This window comes from Amycolatopsis sp. H20-H5 (assembly GCF_035828755.1).
Lineage (GTDB): Bacteria > Actinomycetota > Actinomycetes > Mycobacteriales > Pseudonocardiaceae > Amycolatopsis.
This window is the reverse complement of sequence record NZ_JAYMZS010000011.1, coordinates 114,858-127,040: the sequence shown is the minus strand read 5'-3', so window position 1 is coordinate 127,040 and position 12,183 is coordinate 114,858. Positions and strand designations below refer to the sequence as shown.

The following is a 12,183-nucleotide window of genomic DNA, read 5'->3' as shown; positions in this document are numbered from 1 at the left end:
TTTTACGCCGTGAAGGTGGCCTTCAGGGACCTTCGCACGTCGGAAGTGGGACGGTCGGGTGGGGAACGGCGATCACCTGGTGCTCGTCCTCGTAGACGACCCGGCCGGGATCCGAGAGTTCGAGCCGTTCGTAGCCGACGTCGTGGGCGGTCAGGATCTCGAGATAGCCGGGCACGCGAACGAAGAGAAACCCCGCCGACGGCTTGAACCAGGCGACCGCGCCCGGGTTGTGGTTCCAGTCGTAGACCAGGGGGTCCAGCTGCGACGGGTTCGCGTAGGCGGCGTCGTACCAGTCGTTGTTCGTGCGCCGGAACCGTTCCTGCTCGACGCTCAGCCGCCCGTCGCGGGCCAGCCCGTTGACCAGCTTGAAGATGCCGGGGAACACGCCTCGATCATCGGGAACCGTGCCCTGAAAACGGATGTAGACCGTTGCCCCCACCATGGGCGTCGACGCTAGCGCACTGGTGAGCCCGGCTGATCAGAGGTCGAACTCGGCCAGCTTCGCCGCGGGCACGAGGTCGGCGTACTCGGGGTGCTTACCGACGAACGCGCGTACGTACGGGCAGTACGGCAGCAGTGACTTCCCCTGCTTCCGTACGTCGTCGAGTGCCGCGGCCACCAGCTTTCCGGCGAGGCCCTGACCGGCGAACCGGTCGTCGACCTTGAAGCCTGCCACTTCGCCGTCGACGCTGATCTCGTAGCGGGTTCGCTCCGGAACCGCTCTGACCTCGACGCTCATCAGCTTTCCTTACCAGGAACGGGAAGGGGGCCGAACAGCTGCTCCGCGGTGACCGGGCGGCCGAGGTGGAAACCCTGCGCCTGATCACAGCCCAGCGCGCGCAGGATCGCCAGCTGATCCTCGTCCTCCACCCCTTCGGCGACCACGATCAGGTCCACCGCGTGCGCCATCGCGATGATGCTCGTGACGATCGCCTCGGCGTCGCGCGATTCGGCGATTCCGGTGATGAACGACCGGTCGATCTTGAGCGTGTCCAGGGTCAGCCGCTGCAGTTGCGCCAGCGAGGAGTAGCCGGTGCCGAAGTCGTCGATCGCCAGCAGCACACCGAGATTCCGCAGTGCCGCCAGTACTTCCGCGGCTGCTGCCTGGTCGCGCATCAACGCGCTTTCGGTGACCTCCAGGCACAACGCGCCGGGCGGGAGGCCGGTGGTCGCCAGCGCGTCGCGCACCATCGGCACCAGTTGTGGGTCGTCGAGCTGGCGGGCGGAGAGGTTCACCTTCAGATTGAGGTCAAGGCCGTGCTGGGCGCGGCGTTTGGCCAGCTCCCTGGTCGTGGTGCGCAGGACGTGCTTGCCGATCACGTTGATCAGGTCGCTCTCCTCGGCCAGCGGGATGAACTCCACCGGGGAGATCGCGCCGTGCACCGGATGCGTCCAGCGCAACAGGGCCTCGACCGCCACCATCTCGCCGGTCTCCAGGTCGACCACCGGCTGGTACGCCGTCCACAGCTGCCCGTTCTGCAGCGCGTCGCGCAGGTCCTGCTCCAGCCGCAGCCGCCGCTGCATCTGCTCGCGCAGCTCGACGTCGAAGAACTCGAACCGCGCGCGGCCGAGGGTTTTCGCCTGGTACATGGCGACATCCGCGTCGCGCAGCAGATCCTCCGGCGCGCGCCGGTCGCCCGCTTCGGCCATCACGATGCCGATGCTGGCGTCGATGTGCAGCTGCCTGCCGATCACCGTCATCGGTTCGGTCAGCGCGTCGCGCAGGTGTTCCGCGAGTGCCCTGGCCTGCTGCGCCTCGGTGATCCCGGTGGTGACCACCACGAACTCGTCGCCGCCGAGCCGCCCGACCAGGTCCGTCTTGCCGACCCCGCGGCGCAGCCGTTCCCCGGCGATGCGCAGCACCTTGTCGCCCACGGAATGGCCGAGCGAATCGTTGATCACCTTGAACTTGTCGAGGTCGATGAACAGCACCGTGGTCGCCGGGCCGCGCGCGTGCCCGCTGAGCGCTTCGCCGAGCCGGTTCAGCACGAGAGTCCGGTTCGCGAGGTCGGTCAGCGGATCGTGAGTCGCTTCATGGGCCAGCCGCGCGCCGATCGCTCGGCGCTCGGTGATGTCGGTGAACGAGGTCACCACCGACGCGCCCGCCGGATTGTCGGGGCTCAGCACCCGGGAGGTCAGCGAGAGCCACACGTCCCGGCCGTCCGGGCGCCGGATCCGCACCACCAGCCCGTTCTGCGTGTGGCCGGTACGCCGGGTGACGACCGAGGGCAGCTCGTCCGGCGGGATGCGGCGACCGGCCTCGTCGTAGAGTTCCAGTGCCACGCACGGCAACCCGATCAGGTCCTCCCGCGGTGAACCCAGTATCCGGAACGCGGCCGGGTTACCCGATTCGATGTGCCCGCTCGGGCCCATCACGATCACGCCTTCGTCGAGCGCCGCGACGACCGTGCTGTAGTGCTGCTCGGCCCGGCGCCACGCGGTTTCGTCCGCGCAGAGGAGCACGTAGCCGCCGTTCATCTCCGCGGCCGACACCCTGATCAGCAGCGTCGAGCCGTCGTTGCGGCGGTGCGTGGCCTGGCTGACCCCGCCTTCGCGCAGCACTGTTTCCGGGTCCAGTGGCGCGCCGACCAGTTCCGTGGCCAGCTTGCCGACGGCCTGGGCGGAGGTCCAGCCGTACACCAGCTCGGCGGCGGGGTTCCAGCTGGTCACGACGCCCTCGCCGGTGGTCGCGATGATCGCGTCGCTGACGTGGCACACCAGCGCGGCCTGGTAGCGCAGGGCGTCGGCGGCGGCCTTCTTCGCGGTGACGTCGCGCATGACGACCTGGAACGCGGGCCTGCCCTCCCAGGTGGTCAGCAGGCCGACGGCTTCGACGGTGAACAGGCTTCCGTCGAGGCGTTTGATGGTCGTCTCGGCCGGGCCGGTGGAGTCGCCCGTCCTGGTCAGTGACGCCAGTCTCGTCAGCACGGCCGGGAGCGAGTCGGCGGTCAGGAAGTCGTTGATCGGCTTGCCGACCACCTCGGCGGGCGTCCGCGCGCCGAGGAACGCCAGCGCCGCGTGGTTGACGTAGGTGATGACCTCGCCCTCGTGCACGCAGATGGCGTCGGGGCTCAGCTCCACCAGCAGCCGGTAGCGGTCGGTCAGGTCCGCCAGCGCCTGGCGGTTCTCGTGCCGGTCGGTGACGTCGGTGGCGACTCCGAGCAGGCCCGCGGTGCCTTCGCCGTCACCCTCGACGACCGTGCGCGCGCGCAGCCGGATCCAGCGAGACTCGCCGTCGTCGGTCTCGAAGGACTGCTCCAGCTCGAAGTCACGCCAGGGCGGCGCCTTGCGGGTGCCCGCGGTCAGCGGCGCGATCAGCTCGGCCAGCCGGGCGTGCACCGTCGCCTCGGGTGCGCCCGCCAGCCCGACGACGCCGTCGAGGCCGGGCATCCAGGTGAGGGTGTCGTCGGCGAAGTCGAACGACCAGATGAACGCGGAGTCGGCGGTGAGCGCGAGATCGGCGATCAGCTCGTAGCCGAGTTTCGTCCCGGCAGCCGGTACACCTGTCTCACCGGTGCCGGTCATGACGAGGGCGTCAGCCTCCATGGTGCGTCGAGTCCCCCCGCTTGCGGCGTGTGCGGACTCGATTAGACCACCGACCGAACGCGGTGTATATCGTCTCTTGACCAGGGGGACGCCCTAGCCGACGGCGACGAGCTCCGTGGTCAACGCCTGCGGCTTCGGTGCCCGCTCCCGGCGTCGCAGCCGCGGGCCCCAGAACAGCAGGCCGAAATGGGCGGCGCAGGCGTGGCCGAGCAGCGTCAGCACCGATTCCATCGACAGCGGGTCGTCGCTGACCCAGATCAGCGCGACGAACAGTTCCATCGTGACGAGCGCCAGCAGCCGCGTCCGCCCGCTCAGCAGGAAGACCAGCGCCCCGGCGGTGGTGAAGAACCCGTAGCTGACGCCGATGTCGAGCCAGCGGCCGGAGCTGCCCGGCAGCACGTGGGCGCTGATCAGCGCCATGATCGGCACCTCGGTGGCCAGCGTGGCGAGCACGTGGCCGCTGAAGAACACCTTGGCCGTGCGCGCCGCGCCGATCCGCCGTTCGAGCGGGCCGACCGCGACGGCGAAGATGACGACGTAGATGGGCCAGCCCTCGTCGGCGAGCCACAGCGCGCTGCTCGCGAGCGAGGTCAGCGGGCGGCGCCACAGGTTGTGCGCGTCGGTGCTGGACAGTGTCAGTAGCTTGTCCGTGAAGGCCGGGTCGCCGTACTTCAGCAGCAGCGTCGTGCCCAGGAGGACGACGAGATAGCCGAAGGTGAACGGGGTACGGGCCGGGGTCGGTACGAACCGGGCCGCCGACGCGAGCGCGGACAGCGGGGTGACCGGCTGTCCGGCTCGTCGCAGCATCTGCTCAGCATCGCCGGTCATGCTGGGAGCATGCCCAACGCGAGCTGTGAAACAGCTGTGACGTCTACTTGGTCGCCACCCGAGTGGGTGATGGTTAGCTGTTAGAGGGCGTCCGGAAACTGATGTCTTGGCGTCCAGTTTGGCGCCCAGGGCCGCGTGACTGACGGGGACTTTCACACGGTCTGTTCTGGTGAAGGGGACTTTTGCAAGGTTTGAGTCGAGGGACAGTCCCCTTCAGTCGCCACCGCAGGCTTGCCGGTATGCCCTGATGGGAGCTTTCACGGCGTTTAACGCTGTCATGGTGGCCTTCAGGGGCACGCGCGAAACGGTCATGGCGGTATGAAACGGGCGAATGGGTAGACTTTTCGTCCTTTGTGGAGGGTAGGCGGCTTCGAAGGACAGGTGCCCGAGGCTTCGAGCGGCGGCTGCTGCGACAGTTCTCAGACGCCTTCTTAGGCAATTTTTGCTGAACTTCACCCGTTCGGCGGTGAATTCGGGTAAAAAGACCGCCGGTGCACTGTCTACGGTGGCTCTGTGCGAAGGGTTCCAGGTGAATGACGAGGTTTCGGTAGCCGAGCTGCTCATTCGTGAGGGCTGGGGTGACCAGGTTCCGCCACCGACGAGGTCACGCTGGCGGGTGATCGCGGTGATGGTGGCCGTCGTGGCGGGCTGCGGCGCCGCCGCGTTGCTCGTCCAGGTCGGCACGCCCGGCAGCCCGCAGGCCGAGGAGGCCCCGCAGATCGGCGTGATCCACATGCCGGACCGGACCGACGGGGCCGGGGGAGCCGATGAGAGCGCGGAGCCGCCGAGTTCCGAGGCGGGCTCCGGCGGCGGAACCGGGGACCGGCCGTCGGTCGGCGGCCCGGGACCGGCCGAGCAGACCACGCACCAGATCAGTCCGGCCACCACCGCCGAGGTGACCTCCGCGGTCGAGACCACGGCGACGCCGGTGAGCCAGCGCGACGATCCGCCCTCCGGTGGGAGTTCCTCGCCGCCGCCGTCTTCCTCGCGTTCGACGTCCCACCCGCCGAGCCCGCCGCCGCCCCCGACCCGTGAGCCGTGCTTTCTCGTCATCATCTGCTGACTCCGCCGAGCTCGCCGCGCGCCGATAATCGGCTGCTGGGCCGGGTTACTCCCAAAGAGTGACCAGTTCCACAGAGTGTCACTCAGACGAGCGGTCGTTTCGATAAGATGAACGGCAAGTGGTCATATTCCCGAAAAAATGTGATGCCAGTCACGTTTGTTCACTCCTTCGCTGGTCCGCCAGAGTTTCACCCGGCTACTCAGAGTTTTAACGCGAATTCTCACTGGGAGTGGCTGGACGTGGTGGCTCGTTGTTCGTAACCTGACCGAGATCTCGCGGCCGGAGTCGGCACAGCAGGTGTGACCACGCGAGGTCGCCGCCGACATGACTTTGTCGGGGAGTTGTACCGGACCACCGCACCGCATTCCCCCTGCGGCAGCACGTGTCCGGTCGGCGGCCAAGGCGTAAAGGAGACACGCGCGACCGTGCAGTCGCAGTCAGTCAAGCGCGTGGTGTCAGGCGTATTGGCAGCCTCAGCCGTTTTCGCGGCGGTGAGCTTCGTCCAGTCCCCGGCCACAGCAGCCCCAGCCCCCCAGGCTCCCCCTCCGGCCAGTACCTCCGACGCCCTGGCGAAATACCGTGATCTCTCCACTCAGGCGGAGAAGATCAACGAGGAATTCCTCAAGGCGCAAGACGACCTCAACGCCCGTCAGGGTGACCTCGACAAGGCAGGACAGGAACTGGAAGCCGCCAAGGCGACCGGGACCAAGGCCGCCGAGGACGAGGGCAAGTACCGCGTCGACGTCGACAAGTTCGCCGGCGCCAGCTTCTCCAGCGGCATCCAGCTCAACAAGCTTTCCGCGCTGCTCGCGGGCAACTCCACCCAGGACTTCCTGCAGCGTTCCTCCGCGCTGGACATCCTCGCCACCGAGCGTAACCAGGCCCTTGGCGGCCTGACCAGCGCTGTCGACAAGGCGAACCAGGCGGCGAAGGCGGCCTCGGACGCACAGGGCAAGGCCCAGTCCGCCCGTGACGCGGCGGCCAAGCTGAAGGACGACGTCGCGGCGAAGAAGAAGTCGCTCGACGACCAGAAGAACGAGCTGGCCACGCAGGCAGGCAAGCTGAGCGCCGCCGACAAGGCCCTCCAGAAGGACAAGGGCGGCACCCCGCCCGACGTCAAGGCCCCCGGCCCCGCCGCGCAGACGGCCGTCAACGCGGCGCTGAGCAAACTCGGCAGCAACTACGTCTACGGCGCGACCGGCCCGAACACGTTCGACTGTTCCGGGCTGACCGGCTGGGCGTACGACAAGGCCGGGATCTCGATCCCCCGCACGAGTGGCGCGCAGTCGCAGTTCGGCGCCGCGGTGTCCCGCAGCGCCCTGCAGCCGGGTGACCTCGTGTTCTACGGCTCGCCGGTCCACCACGTGGGCATGTACATCGGCGACGGCAAGATGGTGCACGCGCCCGACACGGGCGACGTGGTCAAGATTTCGCCGTTGCAGAACGACTACGCCGGGGCCCGTCGCCCCTCCTAGGTCCGGACGTTTCACCGGCAGCCGGGCGGTACCGCGAACTCAAAGCGGTGCCGCCCGGCTGTTTTCGTCCATGCGTTCCTTCGCGGATGCCCGGCCGAGGTGGTTGAACAGCAGGTTCAAGGAGAACGCGACGATCGCGGTGACCGTGATCGGGCTGCCACAGACGGTCTGCAGCCAGTTCGGGAAGTTCTTGAAGAAGATCGAGCCGCCGAACCGGTCCAGCGCGACCGCGGGCAGCAGGCCGACCCCGAGCGACACCGCGACGACGAACGTGGTGTGGTTGCCGGAGAACTCGACCTTCGCGAGCGTCTGCACGCCCACCGCGGCGACCATCGCGAACATCACCACCGCGACCGCGCCGATCACCGGCTCCGGGATGGCGGCGATGAACGCGCCCACCTTCGGCACCAGGCCCATCAGCACCAGCACCCCGCCGGTCACCGAGACCACCCACCGGCTGCGGACACCGGTCATCTGCACGAGTCCGACATGCTGCGCGAAAGCCGTGTCGGGGAACGAGTTCATCACCCCGCCGAGTACCGCGAGCAGCGTCCCGGACATCAGCGGCGGGAAGAACCGGATCATCTTCGCGAACGGCCTCGCGATGAGCAGCCCGAACACCCCGGACGCGAGCATCGCGCCGTACACCGCCCGCATGCCGTACTGCGAGGCGATCAGGATCATCGGGTTGACCACGCTGAACGTCGCCCCGGCCACCACCGGCAGCCGGATGCCGAGGATCTTCCAGACCCCGATCGACTGGATGAGCGTGGCGATCCCCGCGACCAGGAGGTCGGCGTTGACCAGCAGCGCGATGGTGGCGGTGTCGAGTTTGAGCGCGCTGCCGACGATCAGCGGCACCGCGACCGAACCGGCGTACATGATCGACATGTGCTGCAGCCCGAGCAGCGCCAGCCTGCCCGCGGGCAGGACCTGGTCGACCGGGTGTTTCGCCGGGTTCGTCATGGCTGTTCCCGCATGACTACCGGGCCTGGTTCACCAGTCCGGCGAACCAGGCGCCGAGGGCCTGCTCGGCCTCGGCCCTGGCCCGGACGGGGTCGTCGGCGTCCGCGATGAGCAACACGGCCTCGATGACCGCGCCGAGCAGCATCCTGGCGAGCACCTCGACCGGCTGCGGGGCCAGCAGCCCCGCCTCGACAGCCACGGTGAGCACGTCGACCAGCAGGCCGAGACCGTGCTCGGCCTCAATGGCGCGCCACTCGCGCCAGCCGAGCACCGCCGGGGCGTCGATCAGCGAGATCTGCCTGTTTTCCGGGCGGCCGCAGGCGTCGAAGAAGGCGGTGAGCAACGCGAACATGCCCGTGACGGCATCCGGCGCGGCGTCCATCACGGCCCGCAGTTCGGCGGTCAGCTCCGCTTCGAGCTGGGCCACGACGGAGCGGAACAGCCCTTGCTTGTCCGCGTAGTGGTGGTACAACGCGCCGCGCGTGACCCCGGCCGCCCGCACGATCTCGTCGGCGGGCACCGCTTGGTACCCGCGCGCGGCGAACAGCTCACGGGCCGCAGCCGTCAGCGCCGCCTTCGTGGTGCTGGAACGGTCCTGTTGACTACGGCGCATGGGCAGTCAGTGTGCCAAGTCGAAAACCTCGTCCCGCGCGAACCCGATGATCAGCTTGCCGAGCGCCTCTGGCTGGTCCTCCGGCACGAAGGTGTAGCTGTCCGGAATCTCCACGACGCGGGCGTCCGGCAGCAGGGCGGCGAGCCGGTGGGCCAGCGAAAGCGGGAAGAGCCGGTCCTGAGTGGCCCAGGCGAGCAGCACCGGCCGCCGGAAGCCGGGCAGCCGCCGCGCGGCGTCGAGCGTGTGTCGCCGATCCACCGCGCGCAGGAATTTCCGCAGATCACGGCGGATCCCGCGATTCCGCCAGACGGGGTCTATGTAGGAGGACACGGCCTCGGGATCGACCTTCCGCTTGGCCACCCAGCCGAAGCCGATCGGCAGGCCGCGGACGTATTCGCTGCGCAACATCGCCGCGAGCGGCCACATCGACCCCGGTATCCGCGCGAGCTTCGGCAGCGGGGAGAACACGGGCGGGAGGAAGCATTCGAACGAGTCCGACGGCGTCAGCACCACGCCCGCCAGCCGTTCCGGGTGCTCAGCCATCAGGATCTGGGTGAGCGCGCCGCCGGTGTCGTTGGCCACGACCAGCACGTCGTGGAGGTCGAGTTCGGTCAGGAAGTCCGCGATGAGCCGGGCCACACCCCGCGGCGTCAGGTCCGCGTCCGGGGCCATCGGCCGCCGGTGCGAGCCCAGCGGCCAGTCGGGTGCGAGGCAGCGGAATCCCGCGGCGGCGACGGGGGGCAGGACTTCGCGCCACAGGTCGGCGTTCACCAGCAGCCCGTGCACGAACAAGATCGGGCGGCCGCTCCCGACGTCGACGTAGTCCAGCACTCCTTGGCCGAGCCGCACCTGGTGCGCGCGTTCCAGCATGTCGCCCTCCTGGCTGAGAATGACCAAGTTACATACATTTCGTTTGTATGTAAAGGCACGGCCTAGGCTGGCCCGGTGATCACCTGTGTCGTCGACTACGTCATCGATCCCGCCAAGATCGCCGAGTTCGAGCGGTTCGCCGCGCGGTGGATGGAACTCGTGGAGCGCGAAGGCGGTATTCACCACGGCTATTTCCTGCCCGGCGAGGGCGCCAGCGACGAGGCTCGGGCGTTGTTCAGCTTCGAAAGCCTCGCCGCCTACGAGCAGTACCGGACCCTCTTCGGTGTCGATCCCGACTTCGTCGCGGCTGACCGGATCCGCGAGGAAAGCGGCTGCGTGCTGCGCTACCGGCGCAGTTTCATGCGGCCGCTCCTGCCCGACCCCGCCTAATCTGTCCGGATGCGTCACAACGCGGACCGGCCGCCGTCGGTCGTGGAGCGGGTGCTCGGCGTGCTGAACGCCTTCACCGCCGAGCGGCCCCGGCTGACACTGTCCGAGCTGAGCCGCCGCACCGGGCTGCCGCTGTCGACCGCGCACCGGCTCGTCGGCGAGTTGACCGAGCGTGGCGCGCTGGAACGCGACGAGGACGGTCGTTATCGCGTCGGGCTCTGGCTGTGGGAGGTCGGGTCGCTCGCCCCGCACGGCATGGACCTGCGCGAGAGCGCGATGCCGTACCTCGAGGACCTCTACGAGGCGACGCACCAGAACGTGCAGCTGGCGGTGCTCGACGCGCCCGAGGTCGTCTACGTCGAACGGATCTCCGGCCGGGGCGCGGTCAACGTGATCTCCCGGGTGGGCGGGCGGCTGCCGGTGTACGCCACCGGCGTCGGGCTCGCGCTGCTCGCGCACGCGCCCGCCGACGTCCAGGAAGAGGTGCTCGCCGCGCGGCTCAAGCGGTTCACCGAGAAGACGATCTCGTCCGCCGCGCGGCTGCGGCGGGTGCTGGCGGACGTCCGGCGCGACGGCTACGCGATCAGCGAAGGGCAGATCGAGCTGCTCGCGCTGTCGGTCGCCTCACCCGTGTACGGCCCGGCGGACACGGTCGTCGCGGCGATCTCGGTGGTCGTCCCGTCGGCGGGCGTCGACCCGCGGACGCTGGTGCCCGCGGTGCTGGCCGCGGCGCGGGGCATCTCCCGGTCGCTCGGGGCGCCGAGCGCGTTGCGGATGTCGGGAGGAGCGGTCCGCGAGACGCACTGAGTCTCGTACTGGTCTTCCGCTGAGTGGAAGTCGTGGCGCGGGAGGACCGTTCGCGGACGCAGGATGACTCGTCCCGGACGCACGGAAAGCGGCTCAGCACCCTGCGCGGCTTGAACCGTCTCCCGGTCGAGGTGCGTTGATGCCGGAGATCGCCTACGTGCCGTTCGACGGCGCCGCGCGCGAGATCAACGCCAGGTGTGCCACCTGCCACGTCTACAAAGAACTTTCGCGCCTCGACGGCCTCCCGCCGATGTGTTCAGATGAGGAGGAAATGTTGGACTGCACGGCCAGCCCGCGCGAGGCCACCGGCAGGCTGCCGTGCCGGCTGCCGGTGACGGACGCTCTCGACGGACTGGTCCTGCGTTTGCCTGAGGAGCGGGAATGACGTCGGAGCACCCCACCGTCCTAGTCGTCGGTGCTGGCCAGAGCGGTTTCCAGGCCGCGGCGTCGTTACGGGACAAGGGTTTCACCGGCCGCGTCGTGCTGATCGGCGACGAGCCGGGCGTGCCGTACCAGCGGCCGCCGCTGTCCAAGGCGTACCTGAGCGGCACCGCTGGTCCAGACCAGTTGCGGCTGCGGCCGGAGGAGTTCTTCGCGGGCAAGGACATCGAACTGCTCGCCGGGCGGGTGGCCGAACTGGACCGCGAAGGCGCGCGCGTCACGATGGCGGACGGCACCACGCTCGGCTACGACCACCTCGTGCTGGCCACCGGCGCGCGCAACCGGCCGCTGCCGGTGCCGGGCGCGGACCTCGGCGGCGTGCTGGCCCTGCGCACCCGCGACGACGCCGACCTGCTGCGCAGTGCGCTGGAGACCGCGGAGCACGTCGTGGTGATCGGCGGCGGGTTCATCGGGCTGGAGTTCGCCGCGCACGCGGGGCGCCCGGTGACGATCGTCGAGGCCCAGCACCGGCTGCTCAACCGCGTCGCCAGTCCCGAGGTGTCCGCGTACTTCGCCGAGCTGCATGAGCAGGCCGGGCACACCATGCTGCTCGGCCAGGGCGTGACGGCGCTGCGTGGGCAGGAGCGCGTCGAGGCGGTGGAGCTGGCCGACGGCCGCCGCCTGCCGGCCGACCTGGTCGTCGTGGCGGTCGGAGTCCTGCCGGAGACCGCGCTGGCCGAGGCCGCCGGGCTGCTCGTGGACAACGGCGTCGTGGTCGACGCCCACCTGCGGACCGGCGACCCGCGGATCTGGGCGATCGGCGACTGCGCGAACTTCCCGTGCGTCCACGCCGGTGCGTCGACCCGGCTCGAATCCGTGCAGAACGCCGTCGACCAGGCCCGCTCGGTGGCCGCCGGGATCGCCGGTGAACCCGCGGCCTACGAGAGCGTCCCGTGGTTCTGGACCGACCAGCTCGGCAAGAAACTGCAGATCGCGGGCATCCTGTCCGGCGCGGACGAGACCGTGCTGACCGGGGACCGGGCCGAGGGCAAGTTCTCGGTGCTGTCGTTCCGCGGCGGGGTGCTGATCGCGGTGGAGTCGGTGAACCGCCCGCCCGACCACATCGCGGCCCGCCGCCTGTTCGCCGCGGGGCCCGCGCCGACCCTCGACGCGCTGCGCGCCAGCGGGTTCGACCTGAAAGAACATCTGAAGTCGCTGACCGCGGCATGAGCTAAGGGAGGTCG

General features: G+C 69.3%; 13 protein-coding genes. 6 read left to right on the top strand and 7 right to left on the bottom strand.

The genetic code is table 11. The features are described from left to right. Positions 1-22 precede the first annotated feature (22 nt). From QMK34_RS09075 to QMK34_RS09060, 4 genes are all read right to left on the bottom strand, one after another. Positions 23-442 (bottom strand): hypothetical protein, encoded by a 420-nt coding sequence (locus tag QMK34_RS09075; protein ID WP_326413249.1) that lies wholly within the window; start codon positions 440-442, stop codon positions 23-25. A gap of 36 nt (positions 443-478) precedes the next feature. Beyond that, positions 479-739, bottom strand: coding sequence for a GNAT family N-acetyltransferase (locus tag QMK34_RS09070; protein ID WP_326413248.1), 261 nt, complete (start codon positions 737-739; stop codon positions 479-481). Continuing rightward, positions 739-3,546 (bottom strand): sensor domain-containing protein, encoded by a 2,808-nt coding sequence (locus tag QMK34_RS09065; RefSeq protein ID WP_326413247.1) that lies wholly within the window; start codon positions 3,544-3,546, stop codon positions 739-741. Before QMK34_RS09065 ends, QMK34_RS09070 begins: the two co-directional genes overlap by 1 nt. 93 nt (positions 3,547-3,639) lie before the next feature. Beyond that, positions 3,640-4,374 (bottom strand): rhomboid-like protein, encoded by a 735-nt coding sequence (locus tag QMK34_RS09060; RefSeq protein ID WP_326413246.1) that lies wholly within the window; start codon positions 4,372-4,374, stop codon positions 3,640-3,642. A gap of 529 nt (positions 4,375-4,903) precedes the next feature. On the opposite strand from QMK34_RS09060, the gene QMK34_RS09055 reads away from it, so the two are divergent. Together QMK34_RS09055 and QMK34_RS09050 are read left to right on the top strand one after the other, a co-directional pair. Beyond that, positions 4,904-5,437, top strand: coding sequence for a hypothetical protein (locus tag QMK34_RS09055; protein ID WP_326413245.1), 534 nt, complete (start codon positions 4,904-4,906; stop codon positions 5,435-5,437). Between the two features lie 425 nt (positions 5,438-5,862). Then, a complete protein-coding gene (locus QMK34_RS09050; RefSeq protein WP_326413244.1) occupies positions 5,863-6,912 on the top strand; it encodes a C40 family peptidase in 1,050 nt (349 codons plus the stop codon). A gap of 39 nt (positions 6,913-6,951) precedes the next feature. Here QMK34_RS09050 and QMK34_RS09045 read toward each other — a convergent pair whose 3' ends face one another. Genes QMK34_RS09045 through QMK34_RS09035 form a run of 3 tightly spaced genes read right to left on the bottom strand, consistent with a single transcriptional unit; the run spans position 6,952 to position 9,361 of the window. Then, complete coding sequence (locus QMK34_RS09045; protein ID WP_326413243.1) at positions 6,952-7,878, bottom strand: solute carrier family 23 protein; 927 nt, start codon at positions 7,876-7,878, stop codon at positions 6,952-6,954. 16 nt (positions 7,879-7,894) lie between these two features. Next, positions 7,895-8,491 (bottom strand): TetR/AcrR family transcriptional regulator, encoded by a 597-nt coding sequence (locus QMK34_RS09040; protein WP_326413242.1) that lies wholly within the window; start codon positions 8,489-8,491, stop codon positions 7,895-7,897. Positions 8,492-8,497: 6 nt separating this feature from the next. Further along, positions 8,498-9,361, bottom strand: a complete 864-nt coding sequence (locus tag QMK34_RS09035) for an alpha/beta fold hydrolase (RefSeq protein ID WP_326413241.1) — start codon at positions 9,359-9,361, stop codon at positions 8,498-8,500. Positions 9,362-9,436: 75 nt separating this feature from the next. Between QMK34_RS09035 and QMK34_RS09030 the strand changes: the two genes are divergently transcribed. The 4 genes from QMK34_RS09030 (at position 9,437) to QMK34_RS09015 (ending at position 12,169) form a co-directional block, all read left to right on the top strand. Next, positions 9,437-9,751 (top strand): NIPSNAP family protein, encoded by a 315-nt coding sequence (locus QMK34_RS09030; RefSeq protein WP_326413240.1) that lies wholly within the window; start codon positions 9,437-9,439, stop codon positions 9,749-9,751. A gap of 9 nt (positions 9,752-9,760) precedes the next feature. Further along, positions 9,761-10,558 carry an IclR family transcriptional regulator gene (locus QMK34_RS09025; RefSeq protein ID WP_326413239.1) on the top strand — a complete coding sequence of 266 codons (798 nt, stop codon included), beginning with the start codon at positions 9,761-9,763 and terminating at the stop codon, positions 10,556-10,558. A 139-nt stretch (positions 10,559-10,697) separates the two neighbouring features. After that, positions 10,698-10,943 carry a hypothetical protein gene (locus QMK34_RS09020; protein WP_326413238.1) on the top strand — a complete coding sequence of 82 codons (246 nt, stop codon included), beginning with the start codon at positions 10,698-10,700 and terminating at the stop codon, positions 10,941-10,943. After that, on the top strand, positions 10,940-12,169 hold the full coding sequence (locus tag QMK34_RS09015) for an NAD(P)/FAD-dependent oxidoreductase (protein ID WP_326413237.1): 1,230 nt from the start codon (positions 10,940-10,942) through the stop codon (positions 12,167-12,169). Before QMK34_RS09020 ends, QMK34_RS09015 begins: the two co-directional genes overlap by 4 nt. Positions 12,170-12,183: the final 14 nt, after the last annotated feature.

Coding starts and splice junctions, on each gene's coding strand:
- QMK34_RS09035 (WP_326413241.1), bottom strand. CDS start 9,361: ATGCTGGAACGCGCGCACCAGGTGCGGCTCGGCCAAGGAGTGCTGGAC.
- QMK34_RS09065 (WP_326413247.1), bottom strand. CDS start 3,546: ATGGAGGCTGACGCCCTCGTCATGACCGGCACCGGTGAGACAGGTGTA.
- QMK34_RS09045 (WP_326413243.1), bottom strand. CDS start 7,878: ATGACGAACCCGGCGAAACACCCGGTCGACCAGGTCCTGCCCGCGGGC.
- QMK34_RS09040 (WP_326413242.1), bottom strand. CDS start 8,491: ATGCGCCGTAGTCAACAGGACCGTTCCAGCACCACGAAGGCGGCGCTG.
- QMK34_RS09015 (WP_326413237.1), top strand. CDS start 10,940: ATGACGTCGGAGCACCCCACCGTCCTAGTCGTCGGTGCTGGCCAGAGC.
- QMK34_RS09070 (WP_326413248.1), bottom strand. CDS start 739: ATGAGCGTCGAGGTCAGAGCGGTTCCGGAGCGAACCCGCTACGAGATC.
- QMK34_RS09075 (WP_326413249.1), bottom strand. CDS start 442: ATGGTGGGGGCAACGGTCTACATCCGTTTTCAGGGCACGGTTCCCGAT.
- QMK34_RS09025 (WP_326413239.1), top strand. CDS start 9,761: ATGCGTCACAACGCGGACCGGCCGCCGTCGGTCGTGGAGCGGGTGCTC.
- QMK34_RS09020 (WP_326413238.1), top strand. CDS start 10,698: ATGCCGGAGATCGCCTACGTGCCGTTCGACGGCGCCGCGCGCGAGATC.
- QMK34_RS09060 (WP_326413246.1), bottom strand. CDS start 4,374: ATGACCGGCGATGCTGAGCAGATGCTGCGACGAGCCGGACAGCCGGTC.